This is a genomic window from Chromohalobacter moromii (genome assembly GCF_023091865.1).
Taxonomy (GTDB): Bacteria; Pseudomonadota; Gammaproteobacteria; order Pseudomonadales; family Halomonadaceae; genus Chromohalobacter; species Chromohalobacter moromii.
On record NZ_JAHXDI010000001.1, the window covers coordinates 36,980 to 57,455 of the forward strand.

The window sequence follows — 20,476 nt, forward strand, 5'->3', positions numbered from 1 at the left end:
TGGGATCGACTGCCCCGGCGTGTAAGCCAAGGCGTTTCCCTACCCTAGGCGGATTGAGCGAACGCGATTTGCACTAATTCGCCATTTAATAGACGATTCTAGCCATGAGCGAGAATGCTAGAACCGATTGGCCCTATCCCCGCCCTGAGCAACCGCCGGTGCCCAAGCCCGGCGACGCGGCGCATACCGTGAATGTCTGGCTGGTGCCCAATTTCTCGATGCTGACGCTCTTTTGCTTGCTCGAGCCGTTGCGCGTGGCCAACCGCTTCGGTCGCGAGTTGTTCGCTTGGCGGCTGCTCTCGGCGGATGGCGACCCTGTGGTGGCCAGCAACGGCGTGCGTATCGAGGTCGAGGGTGTTCTGGCGGAACACGCCCTCGGCGATTTGTTGATGGTGATTTCTTCGTATGAGGCGGAGGTCAGCGTGACCAGCGCCGAGCGCGCAGTGCTTCGGCACGTCGCGGCCCATGGCGGGCGTGTCGGTGGGCTCGATACCGCGCCTTTCATCCTCGCCCGGGCGGGCTTGCTCGATCAGCATCGCGTGGCGCTGCACTGGGAAAGCGTGCCGGCTTTCCGTGCGGAGTTTCCGCATATCAGCGTCAGCGAGGCGCGCTTCGAATTCGCCGGACAGCGTTTGACTGGCTCCGGCGGCGCGGCAGGCATCGACATGATGCTGCAATGGATCGAACACGATTACGGGCCGGCGTTGGCCAATGCCGTGGGGCGGCAGCTCGTGCACCAGCGCGTTTCCGAGGAAGAAGCCTGGAAGGCCGGCGCGGCGCGTACCCTGGAGGATTTGCCGCGCAGCGTGGTGCGCGCGCTGGCGGTGATGGAAACCCACCTCGATCAGGTCTTGTCGATCCCCGAGATCTGTCGCCTGATCGGCCAGTCCCAGCGCCAGTTGACGCGTCTTTTCATGGCACATTTCGGCGAGACGCCCAAGCAGTGCTATGTGGGGATGCGCCTCGATTATGCCCGGCGACTGCTCGCCGATAGTCGCTGCCGGGTGACCGAGGCTGCCTTGACCAGCGGCTTCGCGCATTTGGCACACTTCTCGCGCGTCTACCAGGCACGTTTTGGTGAGCGACCAAGCGCGACGGCCGAGAGAGGTACCGTGTGAAGCGCCGGCGGGCACGTTAGACTCGGGGGCTTCGCCGTCGCGGCGCTTTATCATTTGTGAGGAGTCTGCATGTCCACCCAACCTTTCGTGACTCGCCTGGCCGATGGCGGTGTCTTTCCCCATATGCTGGGCAAGATCGTCTGCGTGGGGCGCAATTACGCCGCGCACGCCCGTGAACTCGACAACCCGGTGCCTGGTGCACCGCTATTGTTCATCAAGCCCGCCACCAGCGCGGTCCCCATGGCACGCGACATCGCCGAGCAATTCACGCGTGGCGAGGTGCATTTCGAAACCGAATTGGCGTTGCTCATCGGCAAGCGGTTGAGCGGGGCCAGCGTCGAGCAGGCCCAGCGCGCCGTCGCCGGGCTTGGCTTGGCGCTGGATTTGACGCTGCGCGACGTGCAGTCGCAATTGAAGGAAAAGGGCCACCCCTGGGAAGTCGCCAAGGCCTTCGACGGCGCCTGCCCGCTATCGCCGTTCGTGGCGTTGGATGAGGTGCCCGACTGGGCGGATTTGCGCTTCACGCTGGAGATCGACGGCGAACGCCGCCAGACCGGCGAGACGCGTGACATGTTGTTCGCCATTCCTGAGCTACTGGCCGAGATGTCGCGGCATTTCACGTTGCAGCCCGGCGACGTGGTGCTCACCGGTACGCCAGCCGGGGTCGGGCCGTTACCCCGTAATGCACAGCTATCGCTGTGGGGCTCGTTCGGGCTGGAGGCGTCCACGCAGACGCGGTGACCTACATTCGGCGTCACCCCAGAGATTCGGCGTCACTCGAGATAGGTGTAGCCTTCCAGGCCGGCGGCGAGATCGCGCATGAAGTCGTCGCGCTGGGCATCGCTCAGTGCGCTGTCCTGGAGCTGGCGCGATAGGCGCTGGCTGAGTTCGTCGGCGTCGAAGTTCACGTAACGCAGCACGTCGGCGACGGTATCGCCTTGTTGGTGATTGCTGAGCCGCCATTGGCCGTCGGCGTCCAGCGTGGCGTCCACGGCGTCGGTGTCGCCGAACAGGTTGTGCAGGTCGCCGAGGATTTCCTGGTAGGCGCCGACCAGGAACAGCCCCAGCAGCTTGTCCTCGCCGTCCTGCCACTCGGGCAGCGGCAACGTTGCTTCCAGGCCCTGGCCGTCGACGTAGCAGTCGATGCGCCCGTCGCTGTCGCAGGTGATGTCCTGGATCACGCCACGCCGCGTGGGCGGGCGGTCGAGGCCGGTGAGCGGCAGCACCGGGAATACCTGGTCGATGCCCCACACATCGGGCACCGACTGGAACAGCGAGAAGTTGACGAACAACTTATCGGCGAGCTTTTCGGCGAGTTCATCGGCGATTTCGCGATGGGCCCGGTTGCGCGGATCGAGCTGTGCGCTCAGGCGTCGGCAGGCGGCAAAGTAGACCGTCTCACCCTCGGCGCGTGCGTCGAGGGTAGCAAGCCCCAGTACGAAGCGATCCTGCAGTTCGCCGATGGCCTGCACCACGTCGTGGTAGGCCTCGGCGAGGCCGCGCGGGTCCTGCGTGGTCTTCAGCTTGGCGTGCACGCGCCACAGTTCATCGAGTTCGGCATCGCCGCCCAGGCGTTGCGTGGGCACCTCCTCGCTCAAGCGCTCCTCGCCGATGACGTTGGTAATCAGCACCGCGTGATGCGCGGTCAAGGCGCGCCCCGATTCGGAAATCAGGTGCGGATGCGGCAAGCCTTCGGCGTCGCAGGCCTGACGGAAGGCCCACACCACGTTGCTGGCGTATTCGTGCATCGAGTAGTTGATCGAGCAAAAGCTGCGCGAGCGTGTGCCCTCGTAGTCGACGCCCAGGCCGCCGCCGACGTCGACGGTATCCACCGGGGCGCCCAGGGCGCGCAGGCTTTGGTAGAAGCGGGCGCATTCGCGCAGGCCGCGCTGGATATCGCGGATGTTGGCGATCTGCGAGCCGAGGTGGAAATGCACCAGTTGCAGGCTGGCCAGGGCATCGGCGTCGCGCAGGCGCTCGACGACGTCGAGGATCTGGCTGGCGGTGAGCCCGAACTTGGACTTCTCGCCGCCCGAATTCTGCCACTTGCCCTTGCCCACCGAGGCCAGTCGTGCACGCAGACCGATGCGCGGCGTGACCTGCAGGCGCTCGGCTTCCTCGAGGATCAGGGTGAGCTCGGAGTGTTTTTCGACCACCAGATAGACGCGGTGGCCGAGCTTCTCGCCCATCAGCGCCAGGCGCACGTATTCGCGATCCTTGTAGCCGTTGCAGACGATCAGCGAGGGACCGTCTCCCGAGAGCGCCAGCACCGCCAGCAGCTCCGGCTTGCTGCCGGCTTCGAGTCCGACCCGCCCATGGCCGCGTGCCTGGGTGGCGAGGATCTCCTCGACCACGCGGCGCTGCTGGTTGACCTTGATGGGATACACGGCGGTATAGCCACCGTTATAAGCCTCGTCGCGCATGGCACTGTCGAAAGCGCCGCACAGCCGTTCGACTCGGTCATGCAGAATGTCGGTGAAGCGCACCAGCACCGGCAACCGCAGGCCGGCGCGGCGCAACTCGTCGACCAGGGCATTGAGCGGCAGGGCGGGGCCGCCGCGTTCGTCGCCGTGAGGGCACACGACGGCATGGCCGGCATCGTCGACATCGAAGTAGCCGCTGCCCCACTGATCGATGTTGTAGGTGCGGCGGGCCTGATCGGCGGGCGAGGTCATGGCGCACTCCTGGGGGGCCGGCGCGGCCCGGTGAACGAACGGGCTGGCATTATGCCGCTCGCGTGCGGGGCTGCAAAGAGGCGCCGGCGCGTTCAGCGCAGAATGAAAAGCACGCCGAGCGTGGCGGCACTGGCCATGCCGAGATGCGTGAGTGCCACGCCGAATGCTTCATCCAGGCGCTCGGAAGTCGCGCCGTTGCGTTGCAGGGCATCACCCAGTAGCGCGCTGCAAAGGCCGAAGGTGAGCAAAAGGGCGGGCACCGTGCCCTGGGATTGCCAGGCTAGGGCCGTGAGTGCCAGGGCCAGCGCCGCGCCGCCGTAGCGCAGGTAGCGATGCTGGGTGGCAGAGATGACGCGAAAGGGGCGTATGGTCGTAACGACATGCGTGAAGGTGGGCATGGGGAACTCCCGTCCATGGCGGAGCGTCGTGCTCCGCCGTCAATGACGGTTCCAGGCTATGCCGCGTTTCTTAAAGAACCCTTACAGCGTGACGAAGCCTTACCGCGTGTGTGACGGGGCCGGGCTGGCGGGCGGCAAGGGCGGGGCGCCATGTTCGAGGCGCATCGCGAGCATGTGGCGGTACTGGCTGGGATCCTTGGGCGTGAGGTCGTGCGCGGGCGGGTCGACGTAGACGACCAGCAGCCGCGAGAGCCAGTAGCGCAATGCCGTCATGCGCAGCATCACCGGCCACAGCGTCTGCTCGGTTTCGGTCAGCGGACGGCGCGCCTGGTAGGCGCCGAGGAGCGCCGTGTAGCGGGCTTCGTCGAAACGCCCGTCGGTGGTGCTGGCCCAGTCGTTGACGACGATGGCCAGGTCGAAGAGCAAATCGCCCGTGCAGCCATTGTAGAAGTCGATGATGCCGCCCAGCCGGTCGCCGTCGAAGAGGGTGTTGTCGCGAAACAGGTCGCCGTGGATCGCGCCCTGGGGAAGCGACGGGGCATCGCCGAAAATGCCTTGATAAGCGTCGATCTCCTCGCCCATCAAGCGCTGATCGGCCTCGGACAGGTAGCTCATGACCTTGTGTTGCGCGCTGGATAGCCAGTGCAGGTCGCGGGGGTTGGGGCGCTGGCCTTCGAAGCGCTGCGAGACCTTGTGCATGCGCCCCAGGGCATCGCCGAGTTCGCGGCACTGGGCGAGCGTCGGTGATTCGGGATGACGCCCCGGAAGGCGCGGAAACAGCAGCGCCGGACGCTCGGCGAGCTCTTGCAGGGCGACGCCATCACGATCGTGAACGGGGCCAGCGACGGGTAACCGGTGTTCGTCGAAATAGTCGAGCAACGCCACGAAGAAGGGCAATTCGTCGCTTTCGCCCTGCTCGAACAGGGTGAGTACGAAACGCCCTTGGTCGGTGGTGACGAAGAAGGTGGAGTTCTCCGTCCCACTGGGCACGCCTTCCAGCGTGGTCAACGTGCCGATAGCGAAACGCTCGAGAAAGCGTTCGACTTGGGTCTCGGTCAAAGGAGTGAATACGGCCATGTGTCTCTCGCCCGGGGTGCCAAGCGCGCATTGTAGCGGCTTGTCGCGGGCAGTCCTACCGCCATGCATGAGGTCGTTGATATGCGGCAGGCAACATCATTCGCCGCCGGTGACCCAGTCGGGCACCTCGACGCGAGTGACGTCGCGGCGTTGGAAGTTGCCGTCGCCGTCGTCATCGATCAGGAAGTAGCGGGCACCTTGCCGGGGAACGATCTCGATGGCATAGAGCTCGCCGTTGACGCGGTATTCCTTGAGTGTGCGGTTATCGTCCTGGCGCACGGTGATGTCCGGGGACGGCTGCGCGACGGCAAGCGAGGCACAGGCGCCAATGATGAGGCCGAGCCCCAGGCATGGAACAATAAGTAGACGCTGCATGATGGTCTCCTCGGCCGGCGGGGCAAACGCGGTGGTATTGCGCCTCGGGCCCATGAGGTAATGAAAGGTCATTCTCCCACATCATGCGCGTTCGGCGCATGTTAAGAGGGTTTCGCCTGACGCTGCGCAATGCCTTGCGTATCATGGCGACATCGCGAATTTCCAATGGATGCTGATGCCATGGCCAACACGCCCCCCATCGTTCTCGTCGACGGCTCGTCGTACTTGTATCGGGCTTTTCACGCCTTGCCGCCGCTGACCACGTCCAAAGGCAATCCCACCGGCGCGGTGAAGGGCGTGCTCAACATGCTCAAGAGTCTGCTCAAGCAGTATCCCGACAGCCCCATGGCGGTGGTCTTCGACGCCAAGGGCAAGACCTTCCGCGACGAGATCTATGCCGAGTACAAGGCGCACCGCCCGCCGATGCCCGACGATCTGCGGCCTCAGGTCGAACCGTTGCACGAGTGCATTCGTGCGCTGGGCCTGCCGCTTTTGTGCATCGAGGGCGTCGAAGCCGATGACGTGATCGGCACCTTGGCGCGGCATGCCACCGAGGCCGGGCGTGATGCGGTGATTTCCACCGGCGACAAGGACATGGCGCAGCTCGTCAACGCGCACATCACCCTGGTCAATACCATGAAGGGTGAGACGCTCGACGTGGCCGGCGTCGAGGCCAAGTTCGGAATTCCGCCGTCGCTGATCATCGACTACCTGGCATTGATGGGCGACAAGGTCGATAACATTCCTGGCGTACCGGGTGTCGGCGAGAAGACCGCACTCGGCCTGCTGCAAGGCATGCAGGGCGGGCTCGAGACCCTCTACGCCGATCTCGAACGTATCAAGACGCTGGACTTTCGCGGCGCCAAAACGCTGGGCAAGAAACTCGACGCCAATCGCGATCAGGCCTTCCTGTCCTATCGACTGGCGACGATCAAGACCGATTGCGAGCTGCCGGTGGGCCTCGACGATCTGGACATCGCGCATCCTGACCGCGAAGCACTCAAGACGCTTTATACCGAGCTGGAATTCAAGAACTGGCTGGGAGAGTTGCTCGAGGGGCGCGACGAGGGCGTCGATGATGTGGCCACGGGAGCGCCAGCGAAGGAGGAAGAGGATGCACCGGCAGCCGACACAAGCTCAGTGCCGCGCGAGGATCATGTCATCGTCACGCAAGAAGCCTTCGATGCCTGGCGCGAGCGCCTGAGCGAGGCGGACATATTCTGCTTCGATCTGGAAACCACCAGCCTCAATTACATGGAGGCTCAGATCGTCGGCATCGGCCTGGCGCTGGATGCCGGCGAGGCCGCCTATATTCCGGTGGCGCACAGCTATCTCGATGCGCCCGATCAACTCGATCGCGACACGGTGCTAGCTGCGCTCAAGCCGCTGTGGGAAGACGCTAACAAGGCCAAGATCGGCCAGAATCTCAAGTACGATATTTCCGTGCTGGCGCGTTACGACATCGAGGTCGCAGGGCGCCTCGAGGACACCATGCTGGCGTCCTATGTGCTCAACGCCACGGCGACGCGTCACGACATGGACTCGCTGGCGCTCAAGTACCTCGGCGAGAAGACCATCAGCTTCGAGGAGATCGCCGGCAAGGGCGCCAAGCAACTGACCTTCGATCAGGTCGCACTCGAAGAAGCCGCGCCCTACGCCTGCGAAGACGTCGACATCACCCTTCGCCTGCACCGGGAGTTGCGCCCACGCGTGGACGGCGAGGGCCGCCTGGCGACGGTGCTGGATGAGATCGAGCTGCCGTTGGTGCCGGTGCTCTCGCACATGGAACGCAACGGCGTGGCGCTGGACGCCGAGCGCCTGCACACCCAGAGTCGCGCGCTCGACAAGCGTCTGCGGGAATTGGAAGCGCGTGCGTATGAGCTGGCCGGCCGCGAGTTCAATCTCGGCTCGCCCAAGCAGCTCGGCGAAATTCTCTTCGATGAATTGAAGATCCCGGTGATCAAGAAGACGCCCAAGGGCGCGCCCAGCACCGCCGAGGCGGTGCTCGAGGAACTGGCGCTGGATTACCCCTTGCCCAAGGTGATCATCGAACATCGCGGCTTCGCCAAGTTGAAATCGACCTACACCGACAAGCTGCCGCAGTTGGTCAATGCCACTACACGGCGGCTGCATACTAGCTACCACCAGGCCGTGACGGCCACCGGGCGTCTGTCGTCGTCCGACCCGAACCTTCAGAACATTCCCATCCGTACCGAAGAAGGCCGCAAGATCCGCCAGGCCTTCGTCGCGCGCCCCGGCTACCGCATCGTCGCTGCCGACTATTCGCAGATCGAGCTGCGCATCATGGCGCACCTTTCCGGCGACAAGGGGCTGCTCGAAGCCTTCGCCGAGGGGCGCGACATCCACACCGCTACCGCGGCGGAAGTGTTCGGCGTGGCGCTCGACGCCGTCAGCGGCGAGCAACGGCGCAGCGCCAAGGCCATCAACTTCGGTCTTATCTACGGCATGAGTGCCTGGGGGCTGGGGCGTCAGTTGCACATCGAGCGCAATCAGGCGCAGACCTATATCGACCGCTACTTCGACCGTTACCCCGGCGTGGCGCGTTTCATGGAGCGCATTCGTGCCCAGGCCGCCGACGACGGTTACGTCGAGACGGTCTTCGGTCGTCGCCTCTATTTGCCCGAGATCAACGCCCAGAACCGGACCCGGCGCCAAGCCGCCGAGCGCACCGCCATCAACGCCCCGATGCAGGGCACCGCCGCCGATGTCATCAAACTGGCGATGATCGACGTCGACCGCTGGCTGCGCGATGGCGACTTCGACGCCTGGATGGTGATGCAGGTGCACGACGAACTGGTCTTCGAAGTTGCGGAGAGCCAGGTCGACGCCTTCACCGACGCCGTTCGCCAACGCATGGAAGGCGCCGCCAAGCTCGACGTGCCGCTGACCGTCGAAGCCAACGCCGGCGACAACTGGGACGAAGCGCATTGAGGACGGGCCCACGGCGATGCCGGGGCCCGGTGACGGCAGGTCGCGGCGCGGGTCTCAACGCCAGCCGACGCGATCGAAGATGCGGATTGCCTCGGGGTTGTGTTCGCCCAGGGCGTTGATATTGAGTGCGTCTCGCTTGAAGTCGCCCCATGTCGCGAGCGTGCCGTCGACCCCGATGCCGTCGACCCCGATGCCGTCGACGACGGGGAACTCGTGATTGCCGGCGGCGAACAGGCGCTGGGCCTCGTCGGAAGCGAGGAACTCCAGGAAGCGGATGGCGTTGTCCCGATTGGGCGCGTCCGCCACCACGCCGGCGCCGCCGACGTTGACGTGGGCGCCGCGTCCGTCCTGGTTGGGCAGCAGGATCTCGACGCTTTCGGCGGCCTCACGGTCACTGGCGTCATCGGACTCGAGCAAGCGCACGTAATAGTAGTGGTTGGCGACGGCGATATCGCACTCGCCGCTGGCCACGCCGCGAATCTGATCGGTATCGCCGCCCTCGGGATCGCGCGCCATGTTGTCGACGACGCCCTGGGCCCAGGCCTCGGCGTCGTCCATGCCGTGGTGGGCGATCATCGAGGCGAGCAGGGACTGGTTGTAGATGTTGTTCGACGAGCGAATGCAGATATCGCCCTCGAAACGCGGGTCGGCGAGATCTTCGTAGCGCTTCAGGTTCGCCGGATCGACATCGTCGGGATCGTAGAAGATCGCTCGCACGCGCTGGCTGAAGCCGAACCACTTGCCTTCCGGATGACGCATGGCGTTGGGCAGACGCTCGTTCAGCACATCGGACTCGATGCCCTGGAAAACGCCTGCCTGCTCGGCGCGCCACAGGCGGCCGGCGTCGACGGTCAGCATGATGTCCGCGGGGCTGGCGGCGCCCTCGCGGCGGATCCGTTCGATGAGCTGGTCCGAATCCCCTTCGAGTATGTTGACGTCGATGCCGGTTTTCTCGGTAAAGGCATCGTAGAGCGTCTGGTCGGAATCGTAATGGCGTGCGGAGTAGATGTTGACCTCTTCGGCCAAGGCGTCCCCGGCGAAGATGGCGCTGGCGATCAGGGCAGTGGCCGGTAAGGCGAGTGGACGTTGCGGCATGCGATATCCCCTTGTGGTATGATTAGTAATGATAATAAGTCGTATTAACGAGTGTATTGAAGCCCAGTCGGCTGGTGGCGTCAATTCACTGTGTTTAATCACCGTTTAACGGCATGCGGTGGCCGGTGGCGTCAGCCCCATGGGTTGCCGATCGCCTCATCGCTTGCCGTGCCTGGGCTCTTGACCATGAATCAACCGTTCAATGCCTTCCGCACATGCACGGCCGCGTCGGTTTCTCCTCGTCTGGACGTGCGCCGGTTGCGCCATCGTTATGCCGAGCATGTCGCCGTGGAAGAGGTCAGTCTCGAGGTGATGCCGGGCGAAGTGGTGTGCCTGCTGGGGCCGTCGGGCTGCGGCAAGACAACGGTGTTGCGCCTCGTGGCCGGTCTCGAACGTTTGCAGCATGGCGAACTCTACCTGGGAGGCGAGGCGCTCAGTACGTCCGGTGGCCGTCATGTGCCTCCCGAGAAGCGCAGCGTCGGCTTGGCGTTTCAGGAAGCGGCGTTGTTCCCTCACCTCAGTGTGCTGGACAACGTCGCCTTCGGCCTGGATGGCTTGCCGGCGTCGCAGCGGCGCGCCCGCGCCCGCCATTGGCTCGATCAGCTGGGCATGGCAGCCCGCGCCGAAAGCTATCCGCACCAGTTGTCGGGTGGCCAGCAGCAGCGCGTGGCCCTGGCCCGCGCCCTGGCGCCGTCGCCGCAGCTGATGCTGCTGGACGAGCCGTTCTCCAGTCTCGATGCGCGCCTGCGCGAACAGATTCGCGACGATACCCTGCACGCGCTCAAGCAGGGAGAAGCCGGGACGCTGCTGGTGACGCACGACCCCGAGGAGGCGATGTTCATGGCGGATCGCATCGCCCTGATGCGCGAGGGGCGCGTGGTGCAGTGGGGGACGCCCTATCAGTTGTACTGCCAGCCGCAGGACCCTTTCGTGGTGACGTTTTTCGGTGCCGTCAACGAGTGGTCAGGCGACGTCCGCAACGCTGCCGTGGCGACACCGGCGGGTACGGTGGCGGCGCCGACGCTTGCCGAGGGCGCGCGGGCGCGCGTGATGATTCGCCCGGAGGCGATTCGTGTGACGCCGCTCGCTCACGCCGCCAGCGCGGTGGAGACGTCTGCGCCCCGGCAGGCCCGTGTGGTCATGGCCAAGCTCCTGGGACGCAGCAGCCTGCTGCACCTGGCCGCAGCCGATGGCGGGGGTGGCGAGGTGCATCTGCACGCTCAGGTGCCCGGCGTTTTCCTGCCGGATGTCGGCACGTCGCTGGCCTTGGAACTGGATGCTTCACAGTGCTTCGTGTTTCCCGCCTGAGGCCCCGGGGCGCGCGTGGCGAATCGCTCGACTGAGCAGGATGACGGGAATGACGCCGACCAGGACGATGGCCAACGATGACGAGGCGGCCTCTGCCAGGCGCTCGTCGGCGGCCAGGTTGTGCGCGCGCACCGCCAAGGTGTCGAAATCGAAGGGGCGCAGGATCACCGTCGCGGGCAATTCCTTCATGACATCGACGAAGACCAGCAGCAGGGCCGCCCACAGGCTGCCTCTCATGAGCGGGGTATGAACGCGCCGGAGGGTGCCGCCGGCGGTCTGGCCCAGCGTGCGGGACGCCGCATCCATGCTGGGGGTGACCTTGGCCAGGCTCGCTTCCACGGTATTGAACGATACCGCCAGAAAGCGCACGACATAGGCATATATCAAGACGAAGGCCGTCCCGCTCAGTATCAGACCGGTCTCAATGCCGAGCTGACCGTTCAACCAGGCATAGAGGTGGCGGTCGACCCAGGTGAGTGGGATCAAAATCCCCACCGCGACGACCGAGCCGGGTACGGCATAGCCCATGGCGGCGATGTGTGTGGCCGTCCGGGTGGTGCGGCCGGGATGCAGGCGCACGCCATAGCTGAGCACGAGCGCGAGACCCACGGCGACCAGTGCCGCGAGGGCCGCGAGCATGAGGCTGTTGCCGGCGTAGTCCAGGAAGCGGGCGCCGAGAACGTCATCGCCCGTATCCAGGGCGAGGTCGGCGAGAATGGCGCCGGGCAGCACGAAGCCGATGCCGATGGGCAAGGCACAGGCGAGGCAAGCGCCCCCGGCATGCCAGCCGCGGAGGGTGAACTCCGGCAATTGGCGATAGCGACCGGTGGTGTGGAAGTATCGACGGCGGCCGCGCGAGAGGCGTTCCAGGGCGACCACGATGATCACGAAGGCCAGCAGGCAGGCAGCCAGTTGCGCGGCGGCGACGGGTTCGCCCATGCCGAACCAGGTGCGATAGATCCCCGTGGTGAAGGTGTCCACGCCGAAGTACTGCACCGCGCCGAACTCGTTGAGCGTTTCCATCAATACCAGAGAGACGCCGCCGATGATCGCCGGTCGCGCCAGTGGCACGGCGACCGTCGTGAACAGTCGCCAGGGACCACGCCCCAGCGTGCGCCCCACATCCAGCACGCAGGCCGACTGTTCGAGGAATGCCGCGCGGGTGAGCAGGTAGACGTAGGGGTAGAGCACCAGGGTGATCAGCAGCGTGGCGCCGCCCAGCGAGCGGATATTGGGAAAGACGTAGTCCCCGTGGTCCCAGCCGAAGAGCGCGCGCAGTTCGCTTTGCAGGGGGCCGGCGTACTGCAGGAAGTCGGTATAGGCGTAGGCGATGACGTAAGTGGGCACGGCCAGGGGCAACAGCAGCGCCCACTCGAAGACGCGGCGGCCCGGAAAGCGGCACATGGCGATCAGCCAGGCGGTGCCGGTTCCGATGACGGTCGTGCCGATGCCGACGCCCAGCGCCAGCCAGAGGGTGTTGGTGAGGTACCCGGTGAGCACGGTGTCCGCGAGATGCGCCCAGATCGCCCGCGAGGGGATCAGCACGTGGACGAGGACCGTGATGACCGGCAGGGCCACGCTCAGTGCAACGCCAAGCGTCACCAGGCTCCAGGGGTCGACATGCCGACGGTGTCGGGAACGGAAGAAGAAGGCCGGTCGGCTACCGAAGAGTGGCATGTCACGTTCCTTTGGCGGGCGGCGATGAGATGCGGGTGAGACGCGCTGGCAACTGCGAATGCTATCATCTTCGCCGTATAGCGACATCGCCCATCGGGCGCGGAGGCGTCGTTTCGTCGGTGTGTCCTCAAGCGTCGTGGGGGCAAATTAGTGTATCCTACTCGCCCCTGTAGTCCGTCCGGTGAACGCGAGATATGAAAATCAAGAAGCGACTGTATACGGCCCTGGCATTGGTCGTGTTGGTGCTGGCGGCCCTCGCTTGGGGGATACATTGGTGGCAGACGGGCCGTTTCTTCGAAGAGACCGATAACGCTTACGTGCATGCCGACAGTGTGGCGATGCGGGCGGAGGTCAGCGGGCGTGTCGACGAGGTCGCGGTGTCCGATAACCAGCGCGTCGAGGCCGGCGATATCCTGGTGAAGCTCGACCCCAGCGATGCCAAGTCTCAACTGGCCCAGACCCAGGCGGCATTGGCCGTGGCCCAGGCCAATGCCGTCAGTGCCGATCGTCAGATCGAGCAGCAACGCGCGTCGATCGACGAGGCCAAGGCTCAGGTGAGCTCGGCGCAGGCAGATCTCGAGCAGGCACGCTTGCATCTCGAGCGCTCGAAGCGTCTGGCCGAGAAGAACTATGCTTCTCAGCAAGACTACCAGGACGACCAAGCGGCGGTGCAGGTTGCGGAAGCGACGCTGGCGGCGCGGCGCGCCACGTTGTCGTCATCACGCAAGCAGCTCGATGTGCTCGAGGCCGAAAGCGACAGTGCCGAGGCCAACATCGAATCCGCCCAGGCCGATGTCGATAACGCTCGCCACCAACTCGACAAGACCCGCCTGACAGCACCGGTGGATGGCGTGATCGGCAACAAGACGGTCGAGGTCGGCACGCTGGCCCAACCGTCGTTGACCTTGATGCAATTGGTGCCGATTCGCTCGGCCTATGTCATTGCCAATTACAAGGAAACCCAGACCGCGCGTATGCGGCCGGGGCAGCCGGTGTCGTTGCACGTCGATGCCTATCCCGATACCGAATTCGAGGGCGTCGTCGATAGCTTGGCGCCTGCCACGGGCTCGCGCTTCAGTCTGTTGCCGCAGGATAACGCCACCGGCAACTTCAATAAGATCGTCCAACGGGTGCCGGTGCGTATTCGCGTGACGGGGCCGGATGATGCCTTGGAGCGCTTACGCGATGGCCTCTCGGTGGTGCCCTCGGTGGATACACGCGACCTCCACCCCGAGGGCGACGATTAAATGGCGGAGGCGACCGCAAACGGCTCGTCGGGCCCGCAGGAAGCCCCTTCACGGCGTACCCAGCTGGCCTTCGTGGCGGCGGTGTTCGGTATGTTCATGGCGATTCTGGATATCCAGATCGTCGCCAGCTCCCTCAATGAAATTCAGGCCGGGGTTTCGGCCAGCGCCGATGAAATATCCTGGGTTCAGACCTCATATTTGATCGCCGAGATCATCATGATCCCGCTATCGGGCATGCTGACGCGGATTCTTTCCACCCGTGTCGCGCTCGTGACCTCGTGCTTGGGCTTCACGCTGGCGAGCCTCGGCTGCGCCATGGCCAACTCCATCGAATCGTTGATCGTGCTGCGGGCCATCCAGGGCTTCATGGGCGGGGCGATGATTCCCATCGCCTATGCCATTAGCTTCAGTGTCTTTCCGCGACGCATGATGGGCACGGTGCAGGGTGTGATGGGTTTGGTGGCGACCTTGGCTCCGTCGATCGGGCCGACCGTGGGCGGCTACATCACCGAGTTCGCGAGCTGGCATTGGCTGTTTCTCGCCAATCTCGTGCCCGGTGTCCTGGTGTCGCTGGCGGTGTGGCGGCTTCTGGACATCGACCGTCCCGATCATCGGGCGCTGCGCCATCTCGATCTCATCGGCCTGGCGCTTTTGGCACTGTTCTTGGGCACGCTGGAGTTTTCGCTGGAAGAAGGCCCTGGCGATGACTGGTTCGCCAGCCGTACGATCCTCATCGCCGCCATCGTCTGCGCACTCACCTCGGTGGGGTTCTTCTGGCGCGCGCTACGCCACCGTCATCCCATCGTCGACTTGCGTGCCTTCGTCAATCTCAACTTCGCCGTGGGGGCGTGGCTAGGGTTCGTGGTGGGGATCGGCTTGTATGGTCTGGTGTATCTGCTGCCGCTGTTTCTGGGCAACGTGCGCGGCTATTCGGCCTTACAGATCGGCGAGGTCATGATCGTGACCGGGGTGGCGATGTTTTTGACCGCGCCGCTAGTGGGGCGTGCCTCGGACAAGGTCGACCTGCGTGTCTTGCTGTTGCTGGGTATGCTGTTGACCGGTATCGGCACGGTGATGAATGCCAACCTGACCGCCGAATCGGGTTTCGACACGTTTTTCTGGCCACAGGTAGTACGCGGCGTGGGACTGGTGATGTGCCTGATCCCGACCTCGCGCATTGCTTTCGGCACCTTGCCGCCGAGCGAGGTCGGCAACGCCAGTGGCCTGTTCAACGTGATGCGCAATCTCGGCGGGGCGGTGGGCCTGGCGCTGCTGGACACGATTCGCGACTGGCGGGAAGACTACCACTGGAATCAGTTGATTCCTGCCATCGATCAAGGCCGTGAGGTGGTCAACGCGACCCAGGCACAGTATCAGCAGCTGCTGGCGTCGACCGGCGACCCACAGACGGCCTCGGTCGAGATGATGGCGCGGACTCTGCTCGAGCAAAGCATGGTCATGGCCTACAACGATATCTTCCTGTGGCTGGGCGCGCTGTACCTGTTAGTGGCGCCGTTGATTCTGCTACTGAAAAAGCCCCAGCACGCGTGATTCATGTGCCAACGGCCGGGGCAGTAGTCGTTCAGCAAAGCAGTCGTTCAGTAATGTGGAGGAATCTCGTCGCTAGGTCTCGGGGCATCGTCATCGCTCATATGGTCGACACTTTGACGCAGGTTGCGCAGGCGTTCGCGTAGCATGTCATTGGTGCGTTCGAGCTGGGCCACGCGGCGGTCCTGCGCGGCCAGGGCATGGTCGAGCGTGTCCAGCCAGTCTTCCTGATAGGCGAGCCGGGACTCCAGTGCTTCGAGGCGGTCGCGCGTGGTGTCCTCGGTCATGCTAGAATCTTTCGACGGTGTGTCACCGTTCATTTCTGGCACCTTATACAATGCGTTCAATAGCATTGTGTTCAAAAGTTGTGTTCATCACGTTGCGTAGTCACTGCGCAACTCATGTAGGCTCTGGACGCGCTCAGGCGCCAAGGGGCATTTCCATCGGACAACAAGAGATATCGAGGTCCATGAATCGTAAGATATTCCTACGTTGTAGTCTCATCAGTGTCCTATTGGCCATTCCTTCTCCACTGTTGATCGCACTGTTCGTGACGCTGACCGGCAGCGTACTGGAGTTTTCCCTGCTGCTGGAGGCCGATGGCATCGCCATCGCCTATAGTGCCACGGCCTTGGCCGTGTTCGTGCTGCTGTTGCTGGGAACGCTGAGCACGCAAGCCCTGGCCCCGCAGTCGCGGCAGCTGGCGCATCTCGCCGAGTTGGAAAACGATGACCGCGAAATTGGCGAAGTGAAGTGGTTCAACGTCAACAAGGGGTACGGCTTCATCACCCGCGACAGCGGCGAAGACGTGTTCGTGCATTTTCGCGCCATCCGCGGCAAGGGACATCGCACACTCGCGGAAGGTCAGAAGGTCCGCTATCACGTCATCGAAAACGAACGTGGCCTGCAGGCCGATGATGTGACCGTGATTTCCTGACCGCAGACCCTGCCACGCAGGCATGACAACGCCCCGTCCGGTTGCATCGGACGGGGCGTTTCACGTGGATGACTACTTGCCGTCATTAGGCGGTGGGGCATCCACATCGGCACGCGCCTCGGCCTCGACGAAGACGCGTTTGACCATGCTTTCTTCGGCCTTGATCGCGCGATCGAGTTCGGCAATGGCACGCTCGATGCGTTCGGCGGGCAAGCCCCGCTGAAAGCGGATGCTCAAGGTGGCGAGGATGAAATCCGGCCCCATGTGCATGGTCAGGACTTCGTTGACCGCTTCCACGCCATCGGCTTGGCCGGCCAACTGGCGAATGGTCTCGACCACGTCGCGGTTGGCGCTTTCGCCGATCAAAAGCCCCTTGGTCTCGGCGGCCAGCCAGATCGCCGTTCCGCCCAGGACAAAGCCGATGACCACCGAGGCGATACCGTCGAAAATCGGGTTGCCGGTTGCTTGGCTCAGGGCGATGCCCACCAGGGCGACGATCAGACCAAGCAGTGCCGCGGAGTCTTCGAACACCACCACGAACATCGAAGGGTCCTTGCCACGCCGCACGGCCTGTACGTAGCTCCACTTACCCTTGGTCTTGCGGAATGCATTCAGCGCGAAGGCCCACGAGGCGCCTTCGAAGAGAATCCCCAGCCCCAGCACGATATAGTTGACCAGGGGCGACGTCATCGGTTCGGGATGCAGAATGTGCTGGACCCCTTCGTAGATCGATACGCCCGCACCCACGGCGAAGATCAGGATGGCGACCACGAAGCTCCAGAAGTAGACCTCCTTGCCATGGCCGAAGGGGAACTGTTCGCTGGGTGGGCGGCTGGCGCGTTTCATGCCAAGCAGCAAAAGCACCTGATTACCGGTGTCGACCACCGAGTGAATGCCCTCGGAGAGCATCGCCGAACTACCGGTGAACGCGGCCGCCACGAACTTGGTGATCGCGATCAGCAGATTACCGCCCATGGCGGCATAGATGACCGGTTTGGATTCCGCCATGAAAGAGCGTCCTTGTCGGGTATGTGCTGGCGCACGAAGCGGGCAACGTGCAGCGTCGTTTACTGTCCCGAGTCTGGCCAGTCGATAGCGCCTTCCTCGCCATCAGCGCGGACGCGCCAGAAGCGATCCGGCTCGTCGCCGGGTTGCCACCCGCCCAACGAACAACGCACCTCGCAGCCAAGCGCCTGCGCGGCATCACGCGCGCAGTCCACATCGCGCGGCCAGGGGGTATGCGGACTGTCGAACCACAGGCTGGCGAAGCCATCGGCGGCCTGGGTCACCAGCAGTATCGGAACCTCGTTGCCAGCGTGGCGTGCTCGTGCCTGCCATTGGGCCTTGCCGCGCTTGACCAGCGTGGGCGGTTCGTCGAAGTGCCCGGCGAGCCAGCGTTGCACGGTCTCGATGTCGGCGTCGGCCAGATAGATCTCGATGTCGGGATAGCGCTCCACGGCGGACCTCAGGTAAGCAAGCGTTGCATGATGGTCGTATAGAGACGGCTTAGCGTCTCCAGGTCGGCGGCGCGTATGCGCTCGTCGACCTTATGTATCGTGGCGTTGATCGGGCCCAGTTCGATGACTTGTGCACCCAGCGTGGCGACGAATCGGCCATCCGAGGTGCCACCGCCGGTCGATAGCTGCGGCCGATAGCCCAACATGTCTTCCACGCTGGCCACGGTGGCATCGACCAGGGCGCCCCCGGCGGTGAGGAAGGGCTCACCGTTGAGCGTCCAGTCGAGCGTGTAGTCGAGCGCAAAATCATCCAGGATCTCGGCGGTGCGCGCCTGCAACGTCTCGGCGGTGACCTCCGTGGAGAAGCGGAAATTGAAGACCACTTCCAGTTGACCGGGAATCACATTGGTCGCTCCGGTGCCGGCCTGGAGGTTGGATATCTGGAAGCTGGTCGCGGGGAAGAAGTCATTGCCGGTATCCCAATGCTCGGCGGCCAGCGCGGCTAATGCCGGAGTTGCTTCGTGCACGGGATTGCGCGCCAGATGTGGGTAGGCAACATGACCTTGTACGCCCTTGACGCGCAGGATGCCTCCCAGCGAACCGCGGCGGCCGTTTTTGAGGGTGTCGCCCAGGCGTTCGCTGGAAGAGGGTTCGCCCACGATGCAGTAATCGGGCGCGACCCCTTTTTCACGCAGGTGCTCGACCACCGCGCGGGTACCGTGAACGGCGGGCCCTTCCTCGTCGGCGGTGATCAGAAAGCCGATTCGACCGGGATGCGCCGGGTGCGCGGCAAGGAAGTCTTCCACGGCGGTGATCATCGCCGCCAGGCTGCCTTTCATGTCCGCTGTGCCGCGTCCGCAAAGCATGCCTGCGGCGTCGATGCATGGCTCGAAGGGCGGATGTTCCCAGTCGCTTTCGGGCCCGGTGGGCACTACATCGGTATGCCCGGCGAACACTAGCATGGGGCCGCTATCGCCGCGTGTGGCCCAGAAGTTGTCGACCTCGCCGATACGCAAGCGTTCGACATGAAATCCCAGCTGCTCCAGACGCGCGATCATCAGCGCCTGACAGCCGGCGTCGTCCGGGGTCACCGAACGACGACGCAGCAACTCGAAGGCCAGCGCCAGGGTCGGCGACGCCGGCGTGGTCCGATCAGTTGTGGGCATGCAGTGCCTCGTTGAGCGCCACGGCGCTCTTGTTGGTCAGGCACTCGATGCGGCCGTTCTGCGAGTTGCGACGCAGTAGCAGGTCGCTCTGATTGGCCAGTTCGCGGCCGCTGACGGTACGCACCAGTTCGCCCTGATCGTCGAGTACGGCGATCTTGGCACCGGCCGTGATGTAAAGACCGGCTTCCACCGTGCAGCGGTCGCCCAACGGGATGCCGATGCCGGCATTAGCGCCGATCAGGCAACCCTCGCCGATGGAGATGATAATGTTGCCGCCGCCCGAGAGGGTACCCATGGTCGAGCAGCCGCCGCCGAGATCCGAACCCTTGCCGATCACCACGCCGGCGGAAATACGTCCCTCGACCATGCCCGGGCCTTCGGTGCCGGCATTGAAGTTGCAGAAGCCTTCATGCATGACCGTGGTGCCTTCGCCGAGATAAGCGCCCAGGCGTACGCGGGCGGTGTCGCCGATGCGCACGCCTTTGGGCACTACGTAGTCGGCCATCTTGGGGAACTTGTCGACGCAGTCGACAGTGAGCGGGCGGCCTTCGAGGCGCGCCTTGAGGCGCCGTGCGCCAATTTCGTCGACATCGATGGGGCCCTCGTTGGTCCAGGCGATGTTCTTGAGCAGGCCGAACATGCCGTCGAGCTTGATGCCGTGAGGCTTGACCAGCCGATGCGAGAGCAGGTGCAGCTTGAGGTAGACCTCGGGCACGCTGGCCGGTGCATGATCCTCCTCGAGGAAGACCGCCACGAGCGGCCGCTGGCCAGCGGCGAAGGCCTCGGCCAATTCGGCCTGTTCGTTATCGCCTGCCTGGCGTAGCGCCTCGGCGAGCGTTTGGCAGTGCTCGGGTAGGAAGCTGACCACGGCGTTGCCCGCCGGCGCGTTAAGCGCCTTGCGCGCTGCTGCGATCATGGCGTCATCGGGATGGAGCAGCGGCGTGGGGTAGTAGACGTCCAGCCACTCACCTTGGGTGTTCTGATGGCCGATTCCGAGAGCGAAGCTCAGCATGGGAAAGTCCTCGAAGGTTAGATGAAAAAGGGCGGTATTACGTGTAATGCCGGTGGGCGCTAGGTTGCCTGCAGGGCGCGATACGCGTCGGCCTTGAAGCCCACCAGGAAATGATCCGGCGTTTCCAGCACAGGGCGCTTGAGCAGCGTCGGATGCGCCAGCAGCAGCGCGCGGGCCCGGTCGACGTCGAGGTTGCGCTTGTCGGCCTCGTCCAGCCCCCGCCAGGTGGTGCTGCGCGTGTTGAGTAGCGTGTTCCAATCGCTGCGTGCCAGGAAGGCATCGAGCCGTGCGGCGTCGAGGCCATCCTCGCGCAGGTCGTGATAACGATACGCGATGCCCAGGTCGTCGAGTGTGCGACGTGCCTTGCGGCAGGTGTCGCAGGTCTTGATGCCGTAGAGTGTGACCATGACGGCCTCCTCATCAATGGGTTGCGG

At 64.2% G+C, this 20,476-nt stretch carries 19 protein-coding genes; 7 read left to right on the forward strand and 12 right to left on the reverse strand.

What is annotated here, in order from left to right:
* Positions 1 to 104 precede the first annotated feature (104 nt).
* A complete protein-coding gene (locus KZO83_RS00200; RefSeq protein WP_246941080.1) occupies positions 105 to 1,118 on the forward strand; it encodes a GlxA family transcriptional regulator in 1,014 nt (337 codons plus the stop codon).
* A 69-nt stretch (positions 1,119 to 1,187) separates the two neighbouring features.
* Positions 1,188 to 1,859, forward strand: coding sequence for a fumarylacetoacetate hydrolase family protein (locus tag KZO83_RS00205; protein ID WP_246941083.1), 672 nt, complete (start codon positions 1,188 to 1,190; stop codon positions 1,857 to 1,859).
* A gap of 32 nt (positions 1,860 to 1,891) precedes the next feature.
* Here the strand turns inward: KZO83_RS00205 and speA are convergent, their stop codons facing one another.
* From speA to KZO83_RS00225, 4 genes are all read right to left on the reverse strand, one after another.
* Positions 1,892 to 3,793 (reverse strand): biosynthetic arginine decarboxylase, encoded by a 1,902-nt coding sequence (speA, locus tag KZO83_RS00210; RefSeq protein WP_040239528.1) that lies wholly within the window; start codon positions 3,791 to 3,793, stop codon positions 1,892 to 1,894.
* 92 nt (positions 3,794 to 3,885) lie between these two features.
* Positions 3,886 to 4,191: a hypothetical protein gene (locus KZO83_RS00215; protein ID WP_040239530.1), complete on the reverse strand. Its 306-nt coding sequence runs from the start codon at positions 4,189 to 4,191 to the stop codon at positions 3,886 to 3,888.
* 99 nt (positions 4,192 to 4,290) lie between these two features.
* Positions 4,291 to 5,268 carry a homoserine kinase gene (locus KZO83_RS00220; RefSeq protein ID WP_247619341.1) on the reverse strand — a complete coding sequence of 326 codons (978 nt, stop codon included), beginning with the start codon at positions 5,266 to 5,268 and terminating at the stop codon, positions 4,291 to 4,293.
* Between the two features lie 96 nt (positions 5,269 to 5,364).
* Entirely contained in the window at positions 5,365 to 5,643 is a 279-nt protein-coding gene (locus KZO83_RS00225; RefSeq protein WP_040239807.1) for a DUF2782 domain-containing protein, read from the reverse strand.
* A 180-nt stretch (positions 5,644 to 5,823) separates the two neighbouring features.
* Here KZO83_RS00225 and polA point away from each other — a divergent pair, with 180 nt between their 5' ends.
* Positions 5,824 to 8,595 carry a DNA polymerase I gene (polA, locus tag KZO83_RS00230; protein ID WP_247619342.1) on the forward strand — a complete coding sequence of 924 codons (2,772 nt, stop codon included), beginning with the start codon at positions 5,824 to 5,826 and terminating at the stop codon, positions 8,593 to 8,595.
* Between the two features lie 54 nt (positions 8,596 to 8,649).
* On the opposite strand, the gene KZO83_RS00235 is transcribed toward polA, so the two are convergent.
* Entirely contained in the window at positions 8,650 to 9,690 is a 1,041-nt protein-coding gene (locus KZO83_RS00235) for a Fe(3+) ABC transporter substrate-binding protein (protein ID WP_247619343.1), read from the reverse strand.
* A gap of 186 nt (positions 9,691 to 9,876) precedes the next feature.
* Here KZO83_RS00235 and KZO83_RS00240 point away from each other — a divergent pair, with 186 nt between their 5' ends.
* Entirely contained in the window at positions 9,877 to 10,998 is a 1,122-nt protein-coding gene (locus tag KZO83_RS00240) for an ABC transporter ATP-binding protein (protein ID WP_247619344.1), read from the forward strand.
* Here the strand turns inward: KZO83_RS00240 and KZO83_RS00245 are convergent.
* Positions 10,972 to 12,675, reverse strand: coding sequence for an ABC transporter permease (locus KZO83_RS00245; RefSeq protein WP_247619345.1), 1,704 nt, complete (start codon positions 12,673 to 12,675; stop codon positions 10,972 to 10,974). The genes KZO83_RS00240 and KZO83_RS00245 overlap by 27 nt on opposite strands.
* 194 nt (positions 12,676 to 12,869) lie before the next feature.
* On the opposite strand from KZO83_RS00245, the gene KZO83_RS00250 reads away from it, so the two are divergent.
* Both KZO83_RS00250 and KZO83_RS00255 read left to right on the forward strand, forming a co-directional pair.
* Complete coding sequence (locus KZO83_RS00250) at positions 12,870 to 13,922, forward strand: HlyD family secretion protein (protein ID WP_247619346.1); 1,053 nt, start codon at positions 12,870 to 12,872, stop codon at positions 13,920 to 13,922.
* On the forward strand, positions 13,923 to 15,473 hold the full coding sequence (locus KZO83_RS00255) for a DHA2 family efflux MFS transporter permease subunit (RefSeq protein ID WP_040239536.1): 1,551 nt from the start codon (positions 13,923 to 13,925) through the stop codon (positions 15,471 to 15,473). It begins immediately after the preceding gene.
* 47 nt (positions 15,474 to 15,520) lie between these two features.
* On the opposite strand, the gene KZO83_RS00260 is transcribed toward KZO83_RS00255, so the two are convergent.
* A complete protein-coding gene (locus tag KZO83_RS00260) occupies positions 15,521 to 15,757 on the reverse strand; it encodes a SlyX family protein (protein ID WP_040239537.1) in 237 nt (78 codons plus the stop codon).
* Between the two features lie 182 nt (positions 15,758 to 15,939).
* Between KZO83_RS00260 and KZO83_RS16300 the strand changes: the two genes are divergently transcribed.
* Positions 15,940 to 16,407, forward strand: coding sequence for a cold-shock protein (locus KZO83_RS16300; protein WP_040239538.1), 468 nt, complete (start codon positions 15,940 to 15,942; stop codon positions 16,405 to 16,407).
* A 72-nt stretch (positions 16,408 to 16,479) separates the two neighbouring features.
* On the opposite strand, the gene KZO83_RS00270 is transcribed toward KZO83_RS16300, so the two are convergent.
* Genes KZO83_RS00270 through KZO83_RS00290 form a run of 5 tightly spaced genes read right to left on the reverse strand, consistent with a single transcriptional unit; the run spans position 16,480 to position 20,449 of the window.
* Positions 16,480 to 17,415, reverse strand: coding sequence for a cation diffusion facilitator family transporter (locus KZO83_RS00270; protein WP_247619347.1), 936 nt, complete (start codon positions 17,413 to 17,415; stop codon positions 16,480 to 16,482).
* Positions 17,416 to 17,474: 59 nt separating this feature from the next.
* Positions 17,475 to 17,864 carry a hypothetical protein gene (locus KZO83_RS00275; protein WP_040239541.1) on the reverse strand — a complete coding sequence of 130 codons (390 nt, stop codon included), beginning with the start codon at positions 17,862 to 17,864 and terminating at the stop codon, positions 17,475 to 17,477.
* Between the two features lie 8 nt (positions 17,865 to 17,872).
* Positions 17,873 to 19,030 (reverse strand): succinyl-diaminopimelate desuccinylase, encoded by a 1,158-nt coding sequence (gene dapE / locus KZO83_RS00280; protein WP_247619348.1) that lies wholly within the window; start codon positions 19,028 to 19,030, stop codon positions 17,873 to 17,875.
* The gene (gene dapD / locus KZO83_RS00285) at positions 19,017 to 20,042 is read right to left on the reverse strand and encodes a 2,3,4,5-tetrahydropyridine-2,6-dicarboxylate N-succinyltransferase (protein WP_040239543.1); all 1,026 of its coding nucleotides are present in this window, start codon (positions 20,040 to 20,042) and stop codon (positions 19,017 to 19,019) included. The genes dapE and dapD overlap by 14 nt, the downstream gene beginning before the upstream one ends.
* Positions 20,043 to 20,101: 59 nt before the next feature.
* Positions 20,102 to 20,449, reverse strand: coding sequence for an ArsC family reductase (locus tag KZO83_RS00290; protein ID WP_247619349.1), 348 nt, complete (start codon positions 20,447 to 20,449; stop codon positions 20,102 to 20,104).
* Positions 20,450 to 20,476 lie beyond the last annotated feature (27 nt).

Bases quoted from the DNA above. Each gene is read 5' to 3' on its own strand.
- KZO83_RS00200 (WP_246941080.1), top strand. From the start codon at position 105: ATGAGCGAGAATGCTAGAACCGATTGGCCCTATCCCCGCCCTGAGCAA.
- KZO83_RS00205 (WP_246941083.1), top strand. From the start codon at position 1,188: ATGTCCACCCAACCTTTCGTGACTCGCCTGGCCGATGGCGGTGTCTTT.
- speA (WP_040239528.1), bottom strand. From the start codon at position 3,793: ATGACCTCGCCCGCCGATCAGGCCCGCCGCACCTACAACATCGATCAG.
- KZO83_RS00215 (WP_040239530.1), bottom strand. From the start codon at position 4,191: ATGCCCACCTTCACGCATGTCGTTACGACCATACGCCCCTTTCGCGTC.
- KZO83_RS00220 (WP_247619341.1), bottom strand. From the start codon at position 5,268: ATGGCCGTATTCACTCCTTTGACCGAGACCCAAGTCGAACGCTTTCTC.
- KZO83_RS00225 (WP_040239807.1), bottom strand. From the start codon at position 5,643: ATGCAGCGTCTACTTATTGTTCCATGCCTGGGGCTCGGCCTCATCATT.
- polA (WP_247619342.1), top strand. From the start codon at position 5,824: ATGGCCAACACGCCCCCCATCGTTCTCGTCGACGGCTCGTCGTACTTG.
- KZO83_RS00235 (WP_247619343.1), bottom strand. From the start codon at position 9,690: ATGCCGCAACGTCCACTCGCCTTACCGGCCACTGCCCTGATCGCCAGC.
- KZO83_RS00240 (WP_247619344.1), top strand. From the start codon at position 9,877: ATGAATCAACCGTTCAATGCCTTCCGCACATGCACGGCCGCGTCGGTT.
- KZO83_RS00245 (WP_247619345.1), bottom strand. From the start codon at position 12,675: ATGCCACTCTTCGGTAGCCGACCGGCCTTCTTCTTCCGTTCCCGACAC.
- KZO83_RS00250 (WP_247619346.1), top strand. From the start codon at position 12,870: ATGAAAATCAAGAAGCGACTGTATACGGCCCTGGCATTGGTCGTGTTG.
- KZO83_RS00255 (WP_040239536.1), top strand. From the start codon at position 13,923: ATGGCGGAGGCGACCGCAAACGGCTCGTCGGGCCCGCAGGAAGCCCCT.
- KZO83_RS00260 (WP_040239537.1), bottom strand. From the start codon at position 15,757: ATGACCGAGGACACCACGCGCGACCGCCTCGAAGCACTGGAGTCCCGG.
- KZO83_RS16300 (WP_040239538.1), top strand. From the start codon at position 15,940: ATGAATCGTAAGATATTCCTACGTTGTAGTCTCATCAGTGTCCTATTG.
- KZO83_RS00270 (WP_247619347.1), bottom strand. From the start codon at position 17,415: ATGGCGGAATCCAAACCGGTCATCTATGCCGCCATGGGCGGTAATCTG.
- dapE (WP_247619348.1), bottom strand. From the start codon at position 19,030: ATGCCCACAACTGATCGGACCACGCCGGCGTCGCCGACCCTGGCGCTG.
- dapD (WP_040239543.1), bottom strand. From the start codon at position 20,042: ATGCTGAGCTTCGCTCTCGGAATCGGCCATCAGAACACCCAAGGTGAG.
- KZO83_RS00290 (WP_247619349.1), bottom strand. From the start codon at position 20,449: ATGGTCACACTCTACGGCATCAAGACCTGCGACACCTGCCGCAAGGCA.